We start from the raw sequence: 22,165 nt of genomic DNA, 5'->3' as shown, positions 1-22,165 counted from the left end.
GTTAAGTATAAAGTGTTCTTTCGTGTCATAACTCATAACCATAAAAACCGGCAGCCGAAATCTCTCGCGGCTGACGGCAAATCTATCAGAGAGGAAGGAAAACATTAATGTCAGAAACAACAACGCTGGAAACGCCGAAGCCGAAAGTGCCGGGCAGAAAGAAAATCAAGATTTTCGCGAGCTACGATCCCTCCGAACTCGAACAGATGGAGTCGCTCTATACGAGCACCCTGTCCGAAATCACCGAAGAGGAGATCGTGAAAGGAAAGATCGTCTCTATTTCCAACAAGGATGTCACCATCGACGTTGGATTCAAATCGGAAGGTATCGTTTCGCTTCTTGAGTTCCGTGACGAAGACGAAATTCAGGTCGGCGATGTCGTCGAGGTTTATCTCGAAAACATCGAAGACAAGATGGGTCAGCTCATCCTCTCCAAGAGGAAAGCCGACGTGCTTCGCATCTGGGACAAGATTTACGATTCAATCGAGAACGACACCATCATCACCGGCAAGATCATCAACCGCGTCAAGGGCGGCATGACGGTTTCGCTGTCGGGTGTCGAGGCCTTCCTTCCCGGTTCGCAGATCGACGTCAAGCCGGTTCGCGACTTCGATGCCCTGGTCGGCAAGACCATGGACTTCAGGGTCGTCAAGATCAACCCGGTTACCCAGAATATCGTCGTCAGCCACAAGGTCATCCTCGAAGAGGAGTATGCGGCCAAGCGTGAAGAGATGCTCGCCAACATCAAGGTCGGCATGGTCCTCGAAGGCACCGTCAAGAACATCACCGACTTCGGTATCTTTGTCGATCTCGGCGGTCTGGACGGTCTGGTGCATATCACCGACATCACCTGGGGCAGGATCAACCATCCGTCCGAGGTGGTCGAACTCGACCAGCCGATCAAGGTTGTGGTCGTCGGCTTCGACGAGAACACCAAGCGCGTCTCGCTCGGCATGAAGCAGCTCGAACCCCATCCGTGGGAAAATATCGAAATCAAATATCCTGTCGGTATCAAAGCCCAGGGCCGCGTGGTTTCGATCACCGATTACGGCGCTTTCGTCGAAATCGAGAAGGGCATCGAGGGCCTCGTTCACATCTCCGAGATGAGCTGGACGCAGCACATCAAGCATCCGAGCCAGTTCGTGTCGCTCAATCAGGATGTGGAGGTCGTGATCCTCAACATCGACAAGGAGCACACCAAGCTGTCGCTGTCGATGAAGCGCGTCATGGAAGATCCGTGGATCGCCCTGTCCGAAAAATATATCGAGGCTTCGCTGCACAAAGGCACGGTCAGCAACATCACCGATTTCGGCGTGTTCGTCGAGCTGGAGCCTGGCGTTGACGGTCTGGTGCACATCTCCGATTTGTCGTGGACCAAGAAGATCCGCCACCCCAGCGAGCTGGTCAAGAAGGGCCAGGAACTCGATGTCAAGGTGCTGAAATTCGACGTCAACGCACGTCGCATCGCGCTTGGCCACAAGCAGATCAACAACGATCCGTGGGGCGAGTTCGAGCAGAAGTACGCCGTCGGCGCAGAATGCACCGGCGCTATTTCGCAGATTATCGAGAAGGGCGTGATCGTCATTCTCCCCGGCGAAGTCGATGGCTTCGTGCCGGTGTCGCACCTGTTGCAGGGTGGTGTGAAGGACATTCACTCCTCCTTCAAGATCGGCGATGAGCTGCCGCTCCGCGTCATCGAGTTCGATAAGGAGAACAAACGCATCATTCTCTCGGCTCTTGAATATTTCAAGGACAAGAGCAAAGAGGAGATCGAGGCTTATCTTCAGGCTCACCCAAACGAGAAGAAAGAGATCGAGGCTGCAACCGCTGAGTTGGAGCCACAGCCGAAAGGCCGCTGATTTTTTTTACCGGTTGTTACAGCCAAAGCCGGAAAGACCCCTTCCTTCGTGAAGGGGTTTTTCCGTTGTGTGGGGGGGAGGAAAGAGGGTGGACGCTGTGGACTTGGTGGACGAAGTGGACAGGGGAAGAAGAATTTTTTTCGGGTTTTTGTCCACAACGTCCACTCAGTCCACTATTCTTTCAGTAGCCGTAACTCTTCAGAAGGTTCTTTTTTTTGCGCCAGTCTGGTCTGATCTTTACGAAGATTTCGAGGTACACCGGGCGGTCGAGGAGCTCTTCGATCTCCTTGCGGGCGGCCTGGCCGAGTTTTTTGATGGCCGAGCCTTTCTGGCCGACGATGATCTGCTTCTGGCTGTTGCGCTCGACGATGACCGAACAGCGGATCAGCTCTTTGCGGGTCGGGTCGTTTTCGTGCTGCTCCTTGAATTCGTCGATGACCACTTCGGTGGAGTAGGGAATTTCGCGTCCGTATTGCAGAAAGATTTTTTCGCGAATGATCTCGCCGACAAAGAAGCGTTCCGGCTCGGTGCTGAGGATGTCGTCCGGCCAGAGCGGTTCGTCGAGCGGCAGGAGCGGCCTGAGCAGCTCGACCAGCTCCGGAATGTTGCCGCCGGTGAGGGCCGAAAGGGCGAGCGTCGCCACGGGCTTGTACGCGCTCATGATCTCCGCCTGCACCTCGCGGACGCTCTCTTCCGTTACCAGGTCGGCTTTGTTCAGGGCGATGACGAAGGGCTTTCCGGCAGGGCGCACCCACTCGTCGATCAGTTCGCTGGCGAACTGCCGGTCAAAGGGTTCGTCGCCTTTCCGGAACGGGATGAGCGCCACAATGACATCCGACTCCCGGAGCGAGCGCCGGGTGATTTCGAGCATCGACTCGTGCAGCGATTGCTGCGGCTCCATGATGCCGGGCGTGTCGAGAATGATGATCTGGCTTCGGCTGTCGTGATAGATGCCGGTAATTTTTTTGCGAGTCGTTTGCGGTTTTGGGGTGACAATCGATAGCTTGTGATCGAGCAGCCGGTTCAGCAGAGTCGATTTGCCGGCATTCGGCGCGCCGACAAAAGCGACATGGCCGCAGGAGAATGGTGGTGGTTGCACTGTGGTGGTTTTTCTTCTATGATTTCGCAGCCGGAGCAGGCGTGAATGGTTGTTCCGGCGATTTTTAAAGTTGTTTACCGGCAAGATAACATGATCTCTCTCCTCTTTACGGACAAGTGATGGAAAAGTACAATAAACTCGATCAATTGTGGCTTCTGGTGCCCACGGCGGGGTTGATCATCATGGGGCTTATGGCTGTATTCAGCGCCACCAACGGTTCTGCCGAATCGGTTTCTCTCTTTTACAAGCAGCTCTCCTGGGCTGTGACCGGAGCCGTCGCGGCCTCCATTATATACTTTATGGATTATCGCATCATAAAGGATAACGCCTACATCATGTATGCGGCAGGTATCATTCTCTTGATCGCGGTGCTTGTTTTTGGAAAAAAGGTGGCTGGAGCTACGAGCTGGGTGCGTTTCGGCATGTTCAGTTTTCAGCCCTCCGAACTCACCAAAATGTTTACCATCATCGCGATGGCGAGGTTTCTGTCCGATGACCAGACCGATATTGGCAACATGATGGACCTCGGTAAAGCGCTCGCTCTTGCGCTGATTCCTGCCGGCCTTATCATGCTTCAGCCGGATATGGGCACGACCCTGACCTGTCTGTCATTTATCGTTCCTATGATCGTCCTCGCCGGTTTCGAACTCTATTATATTTTGCTTGCGGTGGTTCCGGTGGCCTTGATGCTTTCGGGTTTTTTCAATTTTACCATTCTTGCCACCATCGCTGTTCTTTCGATGGTCATGTTTGTTCTGCTCAGGAAAAAGTTTTATATCCACCAGTTGCTCGTTACCGGTGGTGGTTTGTTGGGCGGATTGCTGACCTGGAAGTTTACCTCGATTATTCTCAAGCCTCACCAGATCAAGAGAATACAAATATTTCTCGACCCGACAGCCGACCCGCAGGGCGCGGGTTACAATGCGCTTCAGGCAAAAATCGCCATTGCCTCGGGCGGGATTTTTGGCAAGGGATTTCTTCACGGCACCCAGACGCAGCTTCGATATATTCCCGCGCAGTGGACCGACTTTATTTTCTGCGTGATTGCCGAAGAACTCGGTTTTTTTGGTTCAACCTTGTTACTGCTCTTTTTTCTGGCGCTTGCGCTTCGCCTGATCTGGATGGTTGGAGCCATCAAAAACCGCTTTGTCGAACTGATGCTTGTCGGCTATGCCTCGTTGCTCCTGACCCATGTGATTATCAATGTCGGCATGACCATTGGCGTGATGCCTGTTATTGGCGTACCCCTTCCGTTTATTTCATACGGGGGTTCGTCTCTGGTCGCTAATATGATGATGGTCGGTCTGGCGATGAATTTTTCGAAAAACCGCAGGCATATCGGGTATTGAAATGAGAGGGAAGTGATGAAAAACAAAAAAGGCCGTCGTTCGGACAGGCCTTTTTTGTCAGGAAAACCGTGTGATTTGGATCGGTTTTTTCGATCACCTTTTGATCTGATAGATGAAGCGTTTGCCGCCTTCGCCAACGGGAATGCGTTCGATTTCCGGATCCTGGTTGCCATACTTGTTGAACCACAGGCTGACAGCGGTGCCTTTGGTCTGAAGAGCTGCCGCGATTTCACGTGGTTTGAATGCCTTGTCGGGATTGGCCTGAAGCAGAGTTTTGATCGATATGCCGAGCTTTCCACGCCCGAATTTGGTGGTTCCTGTTTTGGCTGGAGCAGTACCTTCCATTTTCGAAAGGTTGTTTTCGAGCTTTTTGATGATAACATTCAGTTCGGTTTCGTAAGGCTGAATGCTTTCCTCGAACTGACGCTGTAACTCGGTAATTTTTTCCTTCAGTTCATTTTTCTGCTCATTCAGTGCCTTGAATTCATCGACATTGAGAATGTACAGATCAAATTTGTCCGGAGCGGATTCTTTTCTCATGGTATTCACTATTTGCTTGTGTAATAAGTATACTTATAAGACGAAAGAAATATAACAGGTTTATCTGCAATAGTGCAATAAAAAAAAATATCTCTTTTTTTAAATTCAAAATATAAGCGCTGTATTTCAGATGTATATAAGTTTTGCGTTTAACTTGCAGTGTAGTGAGTATTATTATTTCATTGATGAACAAAATTACATGTTTTATGAAACAGAAAAGTGTTGCTGCTGTAACTCTTGGGTGTAAAGTGAATTATGCCGAAACGTCTTCTATAGTCGATATGTTGTTGTCTGAAGGCTGGCATCTGAACGCCATCGATGACAGGGCGGATGTTATTATCATTCATACCTGCGCTGTTACCGGCGAGGCTGAGAGGAAGTCGAGGCAACAGATACGCAAAATCATAAGAAATAATCCGGGAAGCAGGGTAGGGGTGATTGGTTGCTACGCCCAGCTCGATCCGGAACGGATTGCTGCTATTGAGGGTGTTTCATTCGTGCTTGGCACAACCGACAAGTTCGAGATCGCTTCTTATCGTTATAAGTTGTCTCTGGATAATCCTGCGCCTTTGATAAAGGTCTCTCCGCCTGATGAGGCCAAAACCGCCCATCCGGCCTGTTCGATGCTTTCTCAACCTGAAAAGGGAAGAACGAGGGCGTTTCTGAAAATTCAGGATGGTTGCAGTTTTGGTTGCGCCTATTGTTCTATTCCTCTGGCGCGGGGGCGTTCACGCTCGGTGCCGTTTTCGCAGGTGCTCGACAGGGCGCGAAAAATTGCCGATGCCGGTTATAGCGAAATCGTGCTGACCGGCATCAACATCGCCGATTACCGTGATGGCGATATCCGGCTCGTTGCTCTGCTCAGGCGTCTCGAAGCTATCGATGTCAGCCGGATTCGCGTCAGCTCGGTCGAGCCGCAACTGCTCGACGACGAACTCATCGACCTGGTCGCGAGTTCAGGCAAGATCATGCCGCACTTCCACCTGCCGTTGCAGAGCGGTTCCGACAAGGTGCTGCGGTCGATGGGGCGGCATTACGATACGGCGTTCTATCGCGAACGCCTCGACAGGGCGGTCTCGTCGATCAGGGATTGCGCCATCGGCGCGGATGTGATGGTCAGCTATCCCGGCGAGAGCGACGAGGAGTTCGAGGAAATGTGCCGTTTTATCGAGGCGTTACCGGTGGCTTATCTGCATGTGTTTACCTGTTCGCCGAGGCCGGGCACCCGGCTTTTCGCGCAGATCGCCGAAAAGAGGCTGGTTCGCATACCCTCCGCCGAAGCGTCGGCGAGAGCGGCCCGGCTCGGCGCGATCGGCGAGCGGATCGGGTGCCGTTTTGCCGAAACGTTCATCGGCCGTCGCCTGAAGGTGCTGTTCGAGGAGTCAGTGGCGCTTGCCGGTGGAATGGTGCAATGGAGCGGTTACAGCGAAAATTACCTCCGGGTGAGCGTCGAAACAGGCGCGGAAGCCGGTGCCGGGGATTTGAGAGGTCGGATGCGGGAGGTGATCATCGACGGCTTCGGAGAGGGTTTGCATTTAAAGGGCAGACTCTTATCTTGAATTTCTGCAAGCAGAAGGCGTCTTTCCGGAGCGCAGCGTCGGAGAGGCCCGGTATCCGGCAGTTTTCATCAATACCGTAAAATCTCAAGAGCAATGCCCATCAAATCCAGAATTCGCACTGTTCCCGATTATCCGAAAAAAGGGATCATGTTCCGCGACATCACCACCCTTATCAAGGATCCGGTCGGTTTCCGCCTGGTGATCGACAACATGACCCAGCACTATCTGTCCAACGGCGTCGATTTCGATGTGATCGTGGGTATCGAAGCCAGGGGCTTCATTCTTGGCGGAGCTCTCTCCTACACGCTCGGCAAGGGGTTCGTGCCGGTCCGTAAGCCGGGAAAGCTTCCGGCTGATGTGGTGCAGCTCGAATACGAACTCGAGTATGGTACCGACAAGATCGAGATGCATACCGATTCCCTGGTTGAAGGGCAGCGCGTTCTTCTGGTCGATGACCTGCTGGCCACGGGCGGAACGGCTCTTGCCGCCGCGGGATTGGTCGAGAAGCTGGGTGGCGTTGTGGCCGGCATGGCCTTCATCGTCAATCTGCCCGATATCGGCGGTGAAAAGAAAATTCGTGAAAAAGGCTATAACATCTACTCCCTTACGGAATTTGAAGGCGATTGACACGCCTTTGAACTCCGATTCTTATGAAGCATTACTCTGGTTTGTTGAAACATAGCGCAGCAGCGGCGGCAACGCTGATCTTCTCTTTCGCCGTACCCTCCGTGGCGTTTTGCGCATCCGGGGGCGGGGGGCATGCCTCCCTGCCTCCGGTCTGGCTGGCGTCGCCCTTTGTGCTGCTGCTTCTGATGATCGCCACTGGCCCGCTCTTCTATCCGAGATTCTGGGAACACCACTACCAGAAGGTCTCGATCGTTCTCGGCGCTTCCGTTACGCTCTGGTACGCATTCATGGTAGAGCACGGCGGGCACATGCTGCTGCACACCCTTGAAGAGTACATCTCCTTCATCGTGCTGATCGCCTCGCTTTTTGTCGTGGCGGGAGGCATCCTCGTCAAGATCGAACGGCGGGGGACGCCGGTGCTCAATGCGATTCTGCTCCTGTTTGGCGCGGTGCTCGCCAACGTCGTCGGCACGACTGGCGCGTCGATGCTCCTGATCCGGCCCTATCTCAGAGTCAACGAGGGCCGTCTGAAGCCGTTCCATATCGTCTTTTTCATCTTCATCGTCAGCAATATCGGCGGTGCGTTGACCCCTATCGGGGATCCACCGCTTTTTCTCGGCTTTCTGCGCGGGGTGCCGTTTTTCTGGGTGTTTCAGCATCTCTGGCTGCCATGGCTGTTGACGGTTCTCCTTCTGGTTGCCATTTTTCTGGCGTTCGATGTGAAAGCCGGGCGAAGCGAGGCTGATCTGGACTATTCTGGCCGCATCACGCTGATCGGCCGCAGGAATTTCCTCTACCTGATTCCCCTTATCGGGTCGATCTTTCTCGATCCCGCCGTGATTGAAGGGTTTCCGAGTCTTCAGGAGATGCTGCATGTGCCGTTCGGCATCAGGGAGGTCATTATGCTGACCATTGCGGTGGTGGCTTACAAGACGGCCAATCAGGACGCTCTCGGGGGCAACGAGTTCAACTTCGAGCCGATCAGGGAGGTCGCGTTCCTGTTTGTTGGCATTTTCGCCACCATGATCCCCGCGCTCCAGCTTATCGGCGCTTATGCGCAGTCTCACGCAGCCGATTTCACGGTTACGAAGTTCTACTGGTTCACCGGAATCCTGTCGGGAGTGCTTGACAATGCTCCGACCTATCTGAACTTCCTGGCCGGAGCGCTCGGCAAGTTCGGTCTCGATTCCAACAGCATTGCGGATGTCGTGAAGTTTGCCTGGGGCATGGACTCACCGGTTGCCGGTGACGTATCTTCGAGGCTGTATCTGATGGCCATTTCGGTGGCGGCGGTCTTTTTTGGCGCGATGACCTATATCGGCAACGCGCCGAACTTCATGGTCAAGAACATCGCCGAACAGACTGAGGCCGACGTACCCTCTTTCGTGGAATATATTTACCGCTATTCTATTCCGGTGCTGCTGCCGGTCTTCGGCGTCATCTGGTTTATTCTGTTCCACTGGTAATCGAGCCGCGCGACCTGCCGTTCAGAAAAGCAAACGGCAGGCGCGAAATCCGGAAGCCGAGAAGTCACTCTCATCCGGTACTCAACGACAAGAGTGACTGAGGCTCTCCATTCCGCCTCCATTCCGCAGTTATCCTGAAACAATTTCCTCCCTTTTTGCGCGCAGGCATTTTGTCCTGCAAAAGAGAACGCCTTTCAGGGAAGCCGCCGGGAGCTTTACTCCTCTGCTTTCAGGCTTTCGCTGACCGCGTGCTTGAACTCTTTGGAGATTTTGAAGGTCGGCACGTTTTTTGGCTCGACGGTCACCTTCTCGCCCGTCCGGGGATTCCGTGCCTGCCGGAGATTTTTGTAGCGGATGTTGAATGATCCGAATCCACGGATTTCAATCCGTTTCCCAGCTTTCAGCGAGTCGATGATGCTTTCAAAGAGGCTGTCAACGACCGCTTCGGTTTCGTTTTTGGTCAGACCGGTGCGCTGGGCGATAACGTTCACCAGGTCGGCTTTGGTGGTTGTCTGTCCCATGGTGGTGTGTGCTTGAGTTATAGGTTTGCCCGTACTGCTTGGTTAATACCAAAGGCGTATTGCTACTAATACAAGAAAAACAGCGAACATCCGTCTCAGAAGGTCACTTGAGAGTTCAATGGCTATCAGTGCTCCGAAAAAAGCTCCGGCAAAAAGTCCCAGCGCTACGGTCAGGCCGAACCAGACGTGTTCGACCGAAATGTTTCCTGAACGGTAATATTCATAAACTCCGAGCAGCCCGACCGGCAGCAACAGGGCGATGAGCGAGGTTGCGCTGGCGGTTTGCTGGGTCATGCCAAAAAAGAACACCAGCGCCGGAACGATAATCACGCCGCCGCCGACGCCGAACATGCCGGAGAGCAACCCGGCGGCAAGTCCCGTGACGAACAGAATGAGATACTGCATGATGCTTTCCGAATAATGTTCCGTTATGGCCTTTTCAGCGTCACTCAGGCCGGAGCGCCTGCCACGGCTCCGTTTGAGCCTACGATGGTGTCGATTTCATCCGAATCGAGCGACTCTTTTTCAATCAGCAGGGCAGCCATTTCGTGCAGTATCCGGCTGTGCGACGACAGAATGTTCCGTGCATTGTCCATACATTCGGTGATGATTCTGCGCACCTCTACATCGATCTGAAGCGCAGTATCCTCGCTGTACTCCCTGACGTGCGAGTAGTCTTTGCCGAGGAATACCTCCTTGTGCCCGTCGCCGTAATTGATCGGCCCGAGCTTGTCGCTCATGCCCCAGTTCTTGACCATCTTGCGGGCGATCTCGGTCGCCTTTTCTATATCGTTGGCCGCGCCAGTGCTCACCTCGTCGAAGATCAGCTCTTCTGCCGCCCGTCCGCCAAGCGCGTAGGTAATCATGGCGATCAGGTACTCCCGGTTCTGGGTGTAGCGGTCTTCGAGCGGCAGGTAGGCGGTCTGGCCGAGGCTGCGGCCCCGAGGAATGATCGTCACCTTGTGAATCGGGTCGGAGCCGCTGGTGAACTTCGCGACGATCACGTGGCCCGCCTCGTGATAGGCGGTGAGTTTTTTCTGGTCGGGGGAGATGAACATGCTCTTCCGCTCCGGCCCCATGAGCACCTTGTCGCGCGCCTCCTCGAAATTCTCGCCAGTGATCTGCGTCTGCTCTTTTCGCGCCGCGAGCAGCGCCGCTTCGTTAACCAGATTGGCCAGGTCGGCGCCCGAAAAGCCGGGCGTGCTTTTGGCGATGACGGCAATATCGATGTCGCTCGCGAGCGGGGTGTTGCGGGCGTGAATCTTCAGGATCGCCTCGCGCCCCCGGATGTCGGGCTTGTCGATGACCACCTGCCGGTCGAACCTGCCGGGGCGCAACAGCGCCGTATCGAGCACGTCGGGCCGGTTGGTGGCGGCGATGAGAATGACGTTGTCCCTGGCGGTGAAACCGTCCATCTCCACCAGGAGCTGGTTCAGCGTCTGCTCGCGCTCGTCGTGGCCGCCGCCGACACCCGCGCCGCGGCTCCGGCCAACGGCGTCGATCTCATCGACAAAGACGATGCACGGCGCATTTTTCTTGGCGGTCTCGAACAAATCGCGTACTCTGGCCGCGCCGACGCCGACGAACATCTCGACGAAATCCGCGCCGGAGATCGAGAAAAACGGCACCTTCGCCTCACCGGCAATCGCCTTGGCGAGCAGGGTCTTGCCGGTGCCGGGAGGGCCGAGCAGGAGGACGCCTTTTGGAATCTTGCCGCCAATTTTCTGGAACTTCTCCGGGTTCATGAGGAACTCGACGGTCTCCTTCAGCTCTTCGACCGCCTCATCGACGCCTGCCACATCGTTGAAGGTCACCTTGACGTCGAATTCGCTGATGAGCTTGGCGCGGCTTTTGCCGAAGCTGAAGATGTTTTTCTGCGCGCCGTTTTGCATCGACATCCGCCTGAAAATGAAAAAGTAGGCGAAACCAAAAAGAAGCCACGGCAGCAGGAGCAGCAAAATATTGGAAAACTCGTCACTGCTCTGGGCGATCTTGAGCTGGACGCCGCTTGCCGAGAGGCTGTCGGCCTGGGCGCGGTCGAAGCCCGGAAGTCGCACCATGAAGCGCTCGGAGCGCACCGTGGCACCGTTGGTCAGCCGGAGGCTGTCAGCAGCCTTGAGCTTGCCGGTCAAGAGCGCGGAATTGTCCTGACTGGTCTTGACGGTCACTTCGGCCAGGGAGCCGTCACTGACGAGCGCGCGGTATTCGTTATAAGAAATTTCCGGGGAGATATCCTTTGAGAAAAAGCGCTGGAATACGAAAAGGCCAAGCAGCGCCAGCATCAGGAAAAGGATGAATTTGGGGAAGTTTCCTCCCTCACGCCCCTCTTTTCCGGAAAAACCGCCATCAGGCCCGGACTCTTTGGCCGGAGGCATGAATCGATTTGCGGGCCGGGTTTTCGGAGTCTTGTCGCTGCTTTTCTTTGACTGCATCGGGAGTTGTTCGGGTAACGCAAGATAACTTGCGGAATAATAAGTAATTAAAAGTAAAACTATGGTGGAAACCAAAAAGTTTATCGCAAACCGCCTCTTGCAAGGTTTTTTAACCGTTATTTTCTTGCCGCAGCCGGAGATATGGCTCCCATCGAGCGCCAGGCGAGCTTTTTGTTCCGCGGTTGTTCAAATTCTCTTCCGATTGCCGAATGCGGCGAGATTTTTTTTAAATTCCATGCGTTTGGACGGCGCTGCAAAAACACCTGAATGTTCGGGTTCGCTGGCCGTCACAGTTTGCCGAAATCACAAAATCTGGATCTTCGTACTATGGCCGGTCAAAAGGTTAGAACGCGATTTGCCCCATCTCCCACGGGATATCTCCATGTCGGCGGTCTTCGCACCGCGCTGTACAACTATCTGTTCGCCAAGAGAATGAACGGGGAGTTCGTCATCAGGATCGAGGATACCGACCAGAGTCGCAGGGTCGAGGATGCCGAGAAGAACCTCATCAGTACGCTTGAATGGGCGGGCATCATCGCCGACGAAAGCCCGATGCACGGCGGCAACTACGGCCCCTACGTGCAGTCGCAGCGCCTGTCGATCTATCGCGACTACTGCACCCGCCTGCTCGAAGACAAGAACGCCTACTACTGCTTTTCGACCTCCGAGGAACTCGAAGAGAACAGGCAGCTTCAGCTCAAGCAGGGAGTTCAGCCCAAGTACAACCGCAAGTGGCTGCCCGAGGAGATGGGCGGAAACATGCCGGAGTCGGAGATCAAAAAGAAGCTCGACGAGGGCGCGCCCTACGTGGTGAGGATGAAGGTGCCCGATTACATTTCGGTCTGGTTCGAGGATATGATTCGCGGCCCTATCGAGTTCGATTCGGCCACCATCGACGACCAGGTGCTGATGAAGTCCGACGGTTTTCCGACCTACCACTTCGCCAGCGTTATCGACGACCATCTGATGGAGTTCACCCATATCATCCGTGGTGAGGAGTGGCTGCCGTCGATGCCGAAGCATCTGTTGCTCTACGAATTCTTCGGCTGGGAACCGCCGAAGTTCGCGCACCTGCCGCTTCTGCTCAATCCCGACCGCTCCAAGCTCAGCAAGCGCCAGGGCGACGTGGCCGTGGAGGACTACATGCGCAAGGGTTACAGCAACGAGGCGATTGTCAACTTCGTCGCGTTGCTCGGCTGGAACGAAGGCGAAGGCAGCGAGCAGGAGGTTTTCAGCATGGACGAGCTGATCTCGAAGTTTTCGCTCGAACGGGTCGGCAAGGCCGGAGCTGTGTTCAACGTCGAAAAGCTCTCCTGGCTCGAAAAGCAGTACATCAAGACCCGGCCCATCGAAAAGATCGTGGAGGGCATCAAGCCGGTGCTCCAGGCCAAGCTTGCCGAATTCTCTCCGGAGATGTCGGTCGAGCGCATCAGCTCCGACGACTATCTCGGCAAGGTGGTCGAGCTGATGCGGGAGCGCGTCAACTTCGAGCACGAGTTCGTGACCTTCAGCAGCTATTTCTTCTTTGAGCCGGAGAGCTACGAACCGGAAGCCGTGGCCAAGCGCTGGACGCCCGAGGTGCCGTCGCTGATTCAGGAGTTTGCCGAAGTGCTCGAAGCGAGCGACGACTTCACCGCCGAGAACATCGAGGCGCAGCTCAAGGCGTTTGTGGCGCCGAAGGGGCTGAAGCCCGCCGTGCTGATTCATCCGCTCAGGATCGCCGCCTCCGGCGTCAGCTTCGGGCCGAGCCTCTACCACATGCTCGAAGTGCTTGGCAAGGAAGCGGTGCTCCGCCGCATCCGCCGCGCTGTCGAGCGCATCGAGCTGCCCGTGGCCTGACCCCGTCCGACTGCGGGGCACTTTGGTGCCTCGCAGCAAAAAAAGTTTTTTCTGTTTTGAGTTAAAAGTGCAATTGCTATATTCACCTCACTTCAGTTGGACAGATAGCTCAGTTGGTAGAGCAAAGGACTGAAAATCCTTGTGTCGGGGGTTCGATTCCCTCTCTGTCCACCACATAGTTCTGCTGTTCAAGCCCCTGAGAATTCAGGGGTTTTCGCTTTTCTGGCGTTGCGGGCAGTCAGCAAGTCAGCCGGCCAGCATTCAGTCGTCGCACGTTTTTTCATGCCACGCATCGTCAGAGGAACCGTTTCTGTTATTGCTCCGGTCATTATTACTCTGGCAACAATAAATCGCAAAGAGATTCCGGAGAAAAGGCTGTCATTCTGCCTCGACTTGTCGGGGCAGAATGACAAGCAAGAAACCTCTTGTTGCTTGCAGGTATTGATATTTTTAATCGCCGAAGCATGAAAACTCTTAAATAATTGCCCCGTCCGGCAAGCTTTCGGGACGGGGCGTACGGATAAGGCATAATAAATCAGGGCTTTAGCCCAATCTCTTACTGCGAGAGTGTTTGCAGTTTATTGGTTGCAGGAGTAATAATATCCCCATGCGCTCCCCCGGTTTTGCACGTCGCATGCTGTAGCCGTCGCTTCGGGACGTTTCCGTGGCGCTTCATGTTCATGGCAAGGAATTCCTTTCTGGAGTTTTGGCAATGCGCCGGGACTTTTTGGCTCGCTTTCGGAGTGTGCCGGTACCGTTCGTCGATGATTCGTCCGCTCTTCCCGCCAGCTACATGCCAAGGGGATCGGGTCAGCTCCCTTGCTGACTTTTTGTTCCGGTTATGACCCTTTTATTTTACGCTCTTTTCTTCCGTCTCGTCTTTGCAGCGCATTTGCTCCCGAACCAGAAGCCCGACTGCTGAATTGCTCGCCCTGTTTTGACCACATCATTCGCCGCGCCTGCCCGCCCCCAACAATGGCTATCATTGGTTGTATAAATAAAAACCTATAAGGTGTAAGGAATTTTTTGGATTGTTTCGCAATTATACGTACTCTTTACAACTAAACTACGAGTTAAAACGAGCGGTGTCAATCTGAATGTTACTTGGTGTATATATATAAGGTATAGTGTTGTGAGAAAACACTTTAACGTTTTAGCGCAATAATAAAGAAAAATATCATGCTACAGTTAATCACTCCATTACTCAAAGAGGTATCGAACTTACCCACTACGATGCAGGTCATGGTGGTATCGGCGCTGGGAATCGCGGTGGTATGGATGGCCATGAGGCATATCGACAGACATGCCGGCGGGAGTTATTGAAGTCCGCAATTGAATGGTTCTTGCTTCGGCCAATGGGCGCCGAAACTCGCGACTCAGTAACTTTATCGGCCCGCCGCTTGAATACCCGCCGGAATTCTGAAAAAAGGCCTACCCGGCGGCATTTGGCGGTCGGGTCTGCGCTGCGCGAAGCATGGTTCCCGGCAAATCTCAGTATCTCAAATCTGAAATTCATCAGTCGCCACACCCCCTGATCCGATAGGCGCTCTGATCGTTCGGAATGAGTTCTCTCTATTGTTCCATAACCTCCCGGCCTGATCCGGACGCATAAACGGGCGGCATATTCCTGCGTTCAACGCAGGCTTTGTCAGCCGGGCTGTCAGGGCGACTGAACACCGGTTTTACCTTGTTGCCACAAAACCCGCATCCGTATTTTGCCGATGAATTACGGGTCATTCTTACCGCGCTCATTGCCGATTTGTCAGGCTCGATGAGCCTGTCAGAATCTCCGTAGTGTCACGATTTTAGTGCATGCAAGGAGTGCTGACAGGCTATTGTTAGCCAGATTCTCAAGATCGCCAGTGGTGCTTTATCGCCGGGAAAGCGCTATCTTGGTTGAAATTTTTTGACTTTCATGTTGGTAGTTGTGGGTTTAACCAGATCGTTGGCGAAGTTTTTGACGTATGTGCATCCGATCATTTCTCTCTTCTCAACGCTCTCTTTCGCCGGTTGTCGAGCTTTTCCGGCTGTCTTGCAGTGATTCTGTCAGCTCGTTTTTCCACCAGCTGCGTCTGGCATGAACATCACGACCGATCCGCTTCAGGAGGCATGGCACCGGCTCGATGCTCCGGGTTCCTACGAGTGGTGGTATTTCGATGCCGAAGATGAAGCGCAGGGAATCTCCGTCGTCTTCATCTGGTTTGCCGGTTTTGCCTTCTCGCCTTACTACCTGAGCCATTACGAAGATTGGAAAGCCCGCCGCCGGGCCGATCCGCCGAATCCGGTCGATTACGCCGGTTTCAGCTTTCAGTTCTATGAAAACGGCAAGGAGGCCATCAATTTCATCAAGGAGGGGGGGCGTGAGCTTTTCGCCTCCGAAGACGGGGGAGTCGGCGTTCGGTTCGAAGGGAACCGTTTTGTCTATGATCGGCAGCGCGACGAGTATCGCCTCAGCATCGATTTTTCGTTTCCGGCACGAGACCGGTCGGTTCACGCCTCGTTTTCATTCAGGCCTCAGCACCGTTTCGACTATCATCTCGACACTTCTCTGCACGACAGCCTTGATTTTCGTCACCAGTGGGTGCTGAGTGTACCCAAAGCCGAAGTGCTCGGCATACTCGACATCAGGTCGCTCGCCACCGGCAAGCGGAAGGTGGTGCAATTCCGTGGGCGAGGCTATCACGATCACAACCTCGGCACGGTGCCGATGTACGAATCGATCGACCGGTGGTATTGGGGGCGGACCTTTTCTGAACGTTACGACCTGATCTATTACGTGGTTTTTCTGCGTGGCCGGTTATCCTCACCGCAGGCGGTCATGATGCTTCGCGATCACCAAAGCGGAAAAGCCCCGGTTTTCGAGGCGGTAAGCGTCACCGAGAGCCGCTTTACGAGAGGCCTGTTCGCGCCGGTTCACGGAAAAAAGTTGCGGCTCGAAACGGTGGGCGTCAGCGTCGAGATTCGGCACCAGAAGGCGCTCGATGCAGGGCCGTTCTACCTTCGTTACACTTCACGCCTCTCCATGACGATCGGAGATGAGCGGCTGGAAGAGGTCAAGGGAATCTCGGAGTTCCTGAATCCAGCCCCCTTGCGTTCAAAATTGATGCAATTTTTTACGGCAAGCCGTGTCTTGCGTGCCGGCAAGCGCTCCGCGATGTATTTTCTTTACAATTTTTTCAAGCGGCAATTCGATTGGTTTAACAAGAAAAAATTTTAAATTGCGTGCCATTCTGTAAGTCCGTTTTTTGTCTCCGGCTCACGCAAAACGCCGGGACGGGCTTTGGTTCCGCTGCGATTTCTGCGAGATGCCGTCAGGCGGCGGATGCTTTCTGGATACATACAACTCAAGTCATTAAAAGGAGATAGATACGTAATGGCGCAAACTGGTAATTTCAAAAGCCCGGCAAGGATGAGTTCGCTGGGTCAGGGAGCAGCTCCCGCTTCGGCCGGTGCCGTTACCGGCGGCAAACCTCGTGAAGAGGGGCTTAAAGGGGTCAATTTCGAGCGTAGAGGCTTTCTGCACAAGGTTGTCGGTGGCGTTGGCGCAATCGTGGCCGTCAGCACGCTTTATCCGGTCGTCAAATACATCATTCCGCCGGCCAAAAAGGTTAAGATTGTCAACGAACTCACCGTCCCTGCGTCGGAAGTTCCGGATGGCAAAGGCAAGATTTTCCAGTTCAACGAAGACAAGGTGATCGTTGTCAACAGCGGCGGCTCCCTTACGGCGGTCAGCGCCGTCTGCACCCACCTCGGTTGCCTGGTCAACTGGGTCGATGCCGACAAGCAGTACTTCTGCCCCTGTCACGGCGCGAAGTACCAGAGGAACGGCGAAATCATCTCCGGTCCGCAGCCCCTGCCGCTGAAGCAGTACAGCGCAAGGATCGAGGGCGACAGCATCATCATTTCAAAAGCTTAAGAATCAATACCTGAAAATCAAGGGAGTCAAGATACATGGCTGAAAATACCCAGAAGCCGGCCGCAGGCACCGCTCCTGCCAAGCCGAAACCGGCAGCCCCCGGAGCGGCAAAGCCCGCCGCCAAGGGTGCCGCGCCGGGCGCTGCGAAACCTGCCGCGAAAGCTCCGGCCAAGCCGGCTGCACCCGCTGCCGCCGCTCAGTCGGGCGTTTACAAACCACCGGTTGACCGTCCGGACCCGAATCCTTTCAAGGACTCGAAAATGAGCGTTTTGGGATCATGGTTCCAGGAGCGTTTCTACATGATTATGCCGATCCTCGATTACCTGAAGAAAAAAGAGGTGCCGAAGCATCGTCTCTCCTTCTGGTACTACTTCGGCGGTCTCGGTCTGTTCTTCTTCATCATCCAGATTCTCACCGGTTTGCTGCTGTTGCAGTACTACAAGCCGACCGAAGCCGAAGCTTTCGCTTCGTTCCTGTTCATTCAGGGTGAAGTTCCTTTCGGCTGGCTGCTTCGCCAGGTCCATGCCTGGAGCGCCAACCTGATGATTATGATGCTGTTCATCCACATGTTCAGCACCTTCTTCATGAAGTCTTACCGCAAACCGCGTGAGCTGATGTGGGTCAGTGGCTTCATTCTTCTCGTGCTCAGCCTTGGCTTTGGCTTCACCGGCTACCTGCTGCCGTGGAACGAGCTGGCCTTCTTCGCTACCCAGGTTGGCACCGAAGTTCCGAAGGTCGCCCCCGGCGGCGCGTTCCTGGTCGAGATTCTTCGCGGCGGCCCCGAGGTCGGCGGCGAAACCCTCACCCGCATGTTCTCGCTGCACGTCGTGCTGCTTCCCGGCTTGGTCATGCTGGTGCTTGCCGCTCACCTGACGATGGTGCAGATGCTTGGCACCTCCGCTCCGATCGGCTACAAAGAGGCCGGTCTCATCAAGGGCTACGACAAGTTCTTCCCTACCTTCCTTGCCAAGGACGGCATCGGCTGGCTCATCGGTTTCGCCTTGCTCATCTATCTGGCCGTGATGTTCCCCTGGGAGATCGGCGTGAAGGCTGACGCGCTCGCTTCGGCTCCTGTCGGCATCAAGCCTGAGTGGTACTTCTGGGCGCAGTTCCAGTTGCTTAAGGACTTCACCTTCGAGGGCGGCGAACTGCTGGCCATCATCCTCTTCACCATCGGTGGCGTGGTCTGGATGCTGGTTCCGTTCATCGACCGTCAGGCTTCGCAGGAGAAGAAAAGCCCGATCTTCACCGTGTTCGGTATTCTGGTGCTCGCCTTCCTCCTGGTCAACACCTACAGGGTTTATGCCGAGTACTCTGCTCTGCCGTAAGCAGCCTGTTTCAATAGTCCCAAGAAAAAGCCCGGAATTTCCGGGCTTTTTCTGTTTCTGGTGGGGGATGTTTTTATAGGACTTATAAGTCCTATAGGTCTTATACGACCTATAGGATAAAAAGACAAAGTTCAACGGCTCATTTTTAGCAGCGATCCGAGTTCGTAGCCGCTGACGAAGGCGGCCATTTCGAGCTTTTCGATGGCTTCGAGCCAGGTGTCGGGAGCGGCTTTTTCCTTGGCCTGAATCAGCTCCTGCACCATGATCCATGAGGCCAGTTGGCTGAGCTGGCGTTCGCGGAACCACTCCTTGCCGTGCAGGTGCTGCACCTGCATGAAGGCGCTGAAGTGGCGGTCGCCCGATTCGCGCAGGGCGCTGATCGACTGCATGAGCTGCTCATCCGGTGTTGCATCGCTGGCGGTCTCTGTCCGCCGGGCGAGCAGGCAGGAGAAGAGATCGACCGCTTCGGCGCCGTTGACCGGCCAGTTGGCGGCCTGTTCGGCGACGGTTTTTTCAAGCGCGCCGCCAAGCATCCACTGATCGATGAGTTGCTGCTGCAAGAGGCCGTTGTCGCGCACCATCGTCTGCATGAGGTCGAGGGCGACAAGGGTTTTGGTGAGCGAGCCGAAAGGATCACCGGTTGTTGCGTCGAGGCCGAGCGAGGCTTTGACGCGCTTGATGCCATCGGCTTCCTTGAGCTGCGAGCGGTAGTCCAGAGCGCAGCGGTAGCGCTCCGCAGCCTCTGCGCCGATGTCGTCGGGCGGCGTGAGCGGCTGCTCCATGATCTCCGCGAAGCGCTCCGCGACAGCTTCGAGCAGGGTTTCGCAGGCCTTGCCGAACGCCTCTGCGTGCTTTGCCGGTTTGACGGGTTTCGTCTTGCCGTCTTCGATGAATCCGCCGATTGCCGCAGTCACGATCTGGTGAATCGGTCGCAGGCTCATCGAGAGCGCTTCGATCTCGACCGACGCGACGCCCCGTCCGTTCAGCTCTTCGCACACCCGGTCGAACGGCTTGAGCTTCGAGGGCTGGACAATGCGGAACTCCATGAACAGATTGTACTGGTAGCCGCCGAGCGAGATGTACAGCCCGTCATTTCGCATCTGCTCGCAGGAGCGGATGAACTCCAGGCCGCTCTGGTGGTCGCGGAAGATGACGAAGCTGCCGTGCTCGCCGGGCAGCGAGAGCGCGTCGCCAAGCGAGGTATGCGTGAACGAGCCGTTGTCGAGCCGAGCGGCGGAGAGTCTGATCCACCCTTCAGAGGCTTCGTAGCGGTTGTTGTAGATAAAGAGGTTCTGCTTGTCGCCGTGCCGGTTGGTGTAGGCGAAGACGTTTTCGTTGACCTGGCCGTTTGGCGCGTAGAGGTCGAAGAGCTGGAAATGGGCGACTTCGGCGAAGAGCGAGCGCTGCTTCATGACCGGGAAGATTTCGCGGTAGTGGCGCTCGACCAGCTCGTGGTCGGGCTGTTCGTCGTAGTAGGCCTTGGCGTACTCCATGCCGTACTTTTCGGTGAAGCCCTCGACCTGCCCGTGGCCGATCATCGGCAGGCCCGGCATGGTGAGCATCATCATGCAGACGCCGAAGTACTTGTCGCCCCTGCCGAACTGCGCGATGGCCGTGTCTTCGTCGGGGTTGTTCATGAAGTTGACGTAGCGCTTCAGAATCTCCGCGTCGAATTCAAGCGTCTTTTTGATGAGCTGGCGGTAGCCCGCGTTGTCCTCCTTTTTGAGCATGTGCATGAAGGCGCTGTTGTAAACGCGGTGCATGCCGAGCGTGCGGACGAAGTAGCCTTCGAGCATCCAGAACGCTTCGGCCAGCAGCAGCGTGTCGGGCACTTCGCGCGCGACGCGGTCAACCACTTCGCGCCAGAACTCCTGCGGCATGGCGGCCTCGAAGTCGGCCATGCTCATCGACCATGCGCCGCGCGACGGAATGCCTGGTGCGTGGCCATGCAGCGGGAACCACAAGCGCTGGATGTGCATCTTGGCCAGCACCATCGCCGCGTCGAAGCGGATCACCGGGAACATGCGGGCCACGTGCAGAATCTGCTGGATCACCCCTTCGCGCACCTCCGGGTCGAGGAAGTTGAGCTGCGCCGTGTCGTTCCACGGCATGGTGGTGCCGTCGTTGCCGTGATAAATATAGCGCGTGTCGCCGGTCAGGTGATCGACCCGCTTGAAGGTGACGGCGGCGTCGGAGCGGTTCCAGTAGCCATCCTCGATGTGGATGCCGTAGCGGTCGCTGGCGCTCAGGTTCGGGCCGTTGTAGCTGTAGTTCGGATAGGGCGGCTGGTTGGTCGAGAGGAACCAGTCGGGCCGCTGGCGCACCAGCTCGGAGTCGATACCGGTGTGGTTCGGCACCATGTCGCTGGCCAGCCGGATGCCGCGCTGCATGGCGCGGTTGCGCAGATCGACGTAGCCGTCGTAGCCTCCCAGCTCCAGGGCGATGTCGTAACTTTCGAGCGCGTAAGCGGAGGCCTTGGCTTCCGGATTGCCCTGCAACTGCTTGATTTTGCGCGATGCGTAGCTGCGCTCCCAGAGGCCGATCAGCCACAGCGAGGTGAAGCCGCGCCCGGCGAGCAGGTCGAGCTCCTCGTCCGGAATCTCCTGCAATCGCGTGACGCGCCGCCCGTACTGGCGCGAGAGCTGGTCGAGCCAGACGTAGGTGCTCTTAGCGATCATCACCACTTCGGGCATCCACGACGAGTCGTGCGAGTAGCGGGCCGGAGCGTTGGCCAGGTCGTCATACGAGGGAGCGTGCGCCTCCTTTTCGCCGAACGCCCCGTGCGCCTGCCCGCCCCCTTGCTGGGCCATGTGTTCAAAAAAGAGGTAGCGATCCTCATCCTCGATCAGCACGATCGCCTCGTCGAGCAGCTCCCGCCAGGGTGAGTCGGCGAGCAAGTCCTGCCAGTTCAGCTTGATGAAGCGGAGCTGGTCGAGCAGTGAATCGGGCGCGTACCGGAACGGGCGGGTGAGCAGCTCCTCAAGATCGTCCTCCCGGTTGCCGACCGGGCCAGCGCTCTGCACGGCGTGCTGCATCGCCCTGACGAGTTGCGGGTAAGCCCGGTCGCCGTGCAGCTCCTGGTCGGAAATCAGTCCCGCAAACTGTTTCAGCGCCGGATTCCGGTTGTTGAGCCAGACCAGGTACGCCTCTTCGAGCGCGTTCGAGCGGTTGGCGGGGCTTTTCAGCCACGCTTCAGGAGCGGTTTTCGAGCGGTAAATCTCACCGGCAGGGAAGCGTTTGACGAACCTGCCGAGATACTCGGCGGCATTCCAGTTCGAGGCTTCGCTGTCCAGCACCGCCAGCGCCTGGGTGCGCAGGCTCGATACCTTGTCGATCACATGGTGTTGCAGTTCGTGCAGGAGCTTCATGCCGTGGAACTGCGCGGGCAGCAACGGTTTGGCGTCGTCGCCTTCGATCAGGCGCAACCGCTGGTTGATCGTCTCGGTCTGCCGTTCGGACTGCGCCATCGCCTCGCGCCGGTCGCCGGGCAGTCGCAGCAGGTCGGGATCGTCAAGGCGATAGCGGTTCCTCGCGGCTTTGCTGATGTAAAAGTGCTCTTTCGCGGAAGTACGGATGTCGGTGCTCATAAGGCTTGCCTGTCAGGCTCGGGATGGTTCATAAGTATTGCAC

At 55.7% G+C, this 22,165-nt stretch carries 16 protein-coding genes and 1 tRNA gene; 11 read left to right on the top strand and 6 right to left on the bottom strand.

Going from position 1 to position 22,165, the window contains the following annotated elements:
• Window positions 1-107 precede the first annotated feature (107 nt).
• Complete coding sequence (rpsA, locus tag EST62_RS02020) at window positions 108-1,859, top strand: 30S ribosomal protein S1 (RefSeq protein ID WP_129050435.1); 1,752 nt, start codon at window positions 108-110, stop codon at window positions 1,857-1,859.
• Between the two features lie 181 nt (window positions 1,860-2,040).
• Here rpsA and era read toward each other — a convergent pair whose 3' ends face one another.
• Window positions 2,041-2,958 (bottom strand): GTPase Era, encoded by a 918-nt coding sequence (era, locus tag EST62_RS02015; RefSeq protein ID WP_129050434.1) that lies wholly within the window; start codon window positions 2,956-2,958, stop codon window positions 2,041-2,043.
• A 119-nt stretch (window positions 2,959-3,077) separates the two neighbouring features.
• Between era and rodA the strand changes: the two genes are divergently transcribed.
• On the top strand, window positions 3,078-4,307 hold the full coding sequence (rodA, locus tag EST62_RS02010) for a rod shape-determining protein RodA (RefSeq protein ID WP_167599122.1): 1,230 nt from the start codon (window positions 3,078-3,080) through the stop codon (window positions 4,305-4,307).
• Between the two features lie 93 nt (window positions 4,308-4,400).
• Here rodA and EST62_RS02005 read toward each other — a convergent pair whose 3' ends face one another.
• Entirely contained in the window at window positions 4,401-4,847 is a 447-nt protein-coding gene (locus tag EST62_RS02005) for a hypothetical protein (RefSeq protein WP_129050432.1), read from the bottom strand.
• A 185-nt stretch (window positions 4,848-5,032) separates the two neighbouring features.
• On the opposite strand from EST62_RS02005, the gene mtaB reads away from it, so the two are divergent.
• The 3 genes from mtaB to EST62_RS01990 all read left to right on the top strand — a co-directional run bounded on the left by mtaB (window position 5,033) and on the right by EST62_RS01990 (window position 8,499).
• Window positions 5,033-6,406, top strand: coding sequence for a tRNA (N(6)-L-threonylcarbamoyladenosine(37)-C(2))-methylthiotransferase MtaB (mtaB, locus tag EST62_RS02000; protein WP_371414668.1), 1,374 nt, complete (start codon window positions 5,033-5,035; stop codon window positions 6,404-6,406).
• A 93-nt stretch (window positions 6,407-6,499) separates the two neighbouring features.
• A complete protein-coding gene (locus EST62_RS01995; protein WP_129050430.1) occupies window positions 6,500-7,033 on the top strand; it encodes an adenine phosphoribosyltransferase in 534 nt (177 codons plus the stop codon).
• Between the two features lie 23 nt (window positions 7,034-7,056).
• Window positions 7,057-8,499 (top strand): sodium:proton antiporter, encoded by a 1,443-nt coding sequence (locus tag EST62_RS01990; RefSeq protein WP_129050429.1) that lies wholly within the window; start codon window positions 7,057-7,059, stop codon window positions 8,497-8,499.
• 215 nt (window positions 8,500-8,714) lie between these two features.
• On the opposite strand, the gene EST62_RS01985 is transcribed toward EST62_RS01990, so the two are convergent.
• The 3 genes from EST62_RS01985 to ftsH are packed head-to-tail and all read right to left on the bottom strand — an operon-like array spanning window position 8,715 to window position 11,452.
• Entirely contained in the window at window positions 8,715-9,041 is a 327-nt protein-coding gene (locus EST62_RS01985; RefSeq protein WP_256372346.1) for an HU family DNA-binding protein, read from the bottom strand.
• A gap of 21 nt (window positions 9,042-9,062) precedes the next feature.
• Window positions 9,063-9,425, bottom strand: coding sequence for a sulfite exporter TauE/SafE family protein (locus EST62_RS01980; RefSeq protein WP_129050427.1), 363 nt, complete (start codon window positions 9,423-9,425; stop codon window positions 9,063-9,065).
• Between the two features lie 44 nt (window positions 9,426-9,469).
• A complete protein-coding gene (gene ftsH, locus EST62_RS01975) occupies window positions 9,470-11,452 on the bottom strand; it encodes an ATP-dependent zinc metalloprotease FtsH (protein ID WP_129050426.1) in 1,983 nt (660 codons plus the stop codon).
• Between the two features lie 327 nt (window positions 11,453-11,779).
• Here ftsH and gltX point away from each other — a divergent pair, with 327 nt between their 5' ends.
• From gltX to EST62_RS01945, 6 genes are all read left to right on the top strand, one after another.
• Window positions 11,780-13,291: a glutamate--tRNA ligase gene (gene gltX, locus EST62_RS01970; protein ID WP_129050425.1), complete on the top strand. Its 1,512-nt coding sequence runs from the start codon at window positions 11,780-11,782 to the stop codon at window positions 13,289-13,291.
• A gap of 98 nt (window positions 13,292-13,389) precedes the next feature.
• Window positions 13,390-13,465, top strand: a tRNA-Phe gene (locus tag EST62_RS01965).
• 108 nt (window positions 13,466-13,573) lie between these two features.
• On the top strand, window positions 13,574-13,759 hold the full coding sequence (locus EST62_RS01960; protein WP_129050424.1) for a hypothetical protein: 186 nt from the start codon (window positions 13,574-13,576) through the stop codon (window positions 13,757-13,759).
• Between the two features lie 1,609 nt (window positions 13,760-15,368).
• Entirely contained in the window at window positions 15,369-16,508 is a 1,140-nt protein-coding gene (locus EST62_RS01955) for a carotenoid 1,2-hydratase (RefSeq protein WP_129050423.1), read from the top strand.
• 156 nt (window positions 16,509-16,664) lie between these two features.
• Window positions 16,665-17,207: a ubiquinol-cytochrome c reductase iron-sulfur subunit gene (locus EST62_RS01950; protein WP_129050422.1), complete on the top strand. Its 543-nt coding sequence runs from the start codon at window positions 16,665-16,667 to the stop codon at window positions 17,205-17,207.
• 35 nt (window positions 17,208-17,242) lie between these two features.
• Entirely contained in the window at window positions 17,243-18,535 is a 1,293-nt protein-coding gene (locus EST62_RS01945) for a cytochrome b N-terminal domain-containing protein (RefSeq protein WP_129050421.1), read from the top strand.
• 131 nt (window positions 18,536-18,666) lie between these two features.
• On the opposite strand, the gene EST62_RS01940 is transcribed toward EST62_RS01945, so the two are convergent.
• A complete protein-coding gene (locus EST62_RS01940; RefSeq protein WP_129050420.1) occupies window positions 18,667-22,122 on the bottom strand; it encodes an alpha-amylase family glycosyl hydrolase in 3,456 nt (1,151 codons plus the stop codon).
• Between the last annotated feature and the right edge of the window lie 43 nt (window positions 22,123-22,165).

The organism is Chlorobaculum sp. 24CR (assembly GCF_004118635.1).
Classification (GTDB): Bacteria; Bacteroidota; Chlorobiia; order Chlorobiales; family Chlorobiaceae; genus Chlorobaculum.
This window is presented reverse-complemented; position numbering and strand designations above follow the sequence as displayed.

Coding starts and splice junctions, on each gene's coding strand:
- rpsA (WP_129050435.1), top strand. CDS start 108: ATGTCAGAAACAACAACGCTGGAAACGCCGAAGCCGAAAGTGCCGGGC.
- rodA (WP_167599122.1), top strand. CDS start 3,078: ATGGAAAAGTACAATAAACTCGATCAATTGTGGCTTCTGGTGCCCACG.
- EST62_RS02005 (WP_129050432.1), bottom strand. CDS start 4,847: ATGAGAAAAGAATCCGCTCCGGACAAATTTGATCTGTACATTCTCAAT.
- mtaB (WP_371414668.1), top strand. CDS start 5,033: ATGAACAAAATTACATGTTTTATGAAACAGAAAAGTGTTGCTGCTGTA.
- EST62_RS01995 (WP_129050430.1), top strand. CDS start 6,500: ATGCCCATCAAATCCAGAATTCGCACTGTTCCCGATTATCCGAAAAAA.
- EST62_RS01990 (WP_129050429.1), top strand. CDS start 7,057: ATGAAGCATTACTCTGGTTTGTTGAAACATAGCGCAGCAGCGGCGGCA.
- EST62_RS01980 (WP_129050427.1), bottom strand. CDS start 9,425: ATGCAGTATCTCATTCTGTTCGTCACGGGACTTGCCGCCGGGTTGCTC.
- ftsH (WP_129050426.1), bottom strand. CDS start 11,452: ATGCAGTCAAAGAAAAGCAGCGACAAGACTCCGAAAACCCGGCCCGCA.
- gltX (WP_129050425.1), top strand. CDS start 11,780: ATGGCCGGTCAAAAGGTTAGAACGCGATTTGCCCCATCTCCCACGGGA.
- EST62_RS01960 (WP_129050424.1), top strand. CDS start 13,574: ATGCCACGCATCGTCAGAGGAACCGTTTCTGTTATTGCTCCGGTCATT.
- EST62_RS01955 (WP_129050423.1), top strand. CDS start 15,369: ATGAACATCACGACCGATCCGCTTCAGGAGGCATGGCACCGGCTCGAT.
- EST62_RS01950 (WP_129050422.1), top strand. CDS start 16,665: ATGGCGCAAACTGGTAATTTCAAAAGCCCGGCAAGGATGAGTTCGCTG.
- EST62_RS01945 (WP_129050421.1), top strand. CDS start 17,243: ATGGCTGAAAATACCCAGAAGCCGGCCGCAGGCACCGCTCCTGCCAAG.
- EST62_RS01940 (WP_129050420.1), bottom strand. CDS start 22,122: ATGAGCACCGACATCCGTACTTCCGCGAAAGAGCACTTTTACATCAGC.